A 571-nucleotide genomic window follows, 5' to 3' on the forward strand; every position below is an offset into this window, starting at 1 on the left:
CACACTGAACGTGGCATTAACTTCGACACCGTACTCAACGGCATTTCTAGAGCGCTGACAGATGGCCGCGAAAAATTAGGCATCACATCGCAGATCATCGCTTGTTTCCTTCGTCATTTGTCAGAAGAAAGCGCGATGGATACACTGCAATCTATTTTAAAGCATCGCGATAAAATCATTGGAGTGGGGCTAGATTCATCAGAAAAAGGCCATCCACCAGCTAAGTTTTTACGTGTCTTCCAGAAAGCGAAAGAGGCAGGCTTGCTTACCGTGGCACATGCCGGAGAAGAAGGACCTGCGCAAAATATTACCGACGCGATTGAAATGTTGGAAGTGAGCCGCGTTGATCACGGCGTTCGCTGCGTAGAAGATGAAGCTCTAGTGGAGTCTCTGATTGAAACCAAAATGCCACTGACTGTTTGCCCACTGTCTAACATCAAACTTTGCGTGTTTGATGAAATGGGACAACACAACATCGTAGAACTTCTGCGTAAAGGCGTGGCGGTAACCATTAACTCTGATGACCCGGTTTACTTTGGTGGCTACATGACCGATAACTTCCTTGCAGTAA

Annotated in this window: 1 protein-coding gene; it reads left to right on the forward strand. The window is 46.8% G+C overall.

The window, feature by feature from the left end; translation table 11 throughout:
• On the forward strand, positions 1 to 571 hold a 571-nt coding region (add, locus tag R8O10_RS26680), incomplete at both ends, for an adenosine deaminase (RefSeq protein ID WP_318192157.1).

Source organism: Vibrio sp. 1727, from assembly GCF_033344415.1.
In the GTDB taxonomy this organism is placed as follows: Bacteria; Pseudomonadota; Gammaproteobacteria; order Enterobacterales; family Vibrionaceae; genus Vibrio; species Vibrio alginolyticus.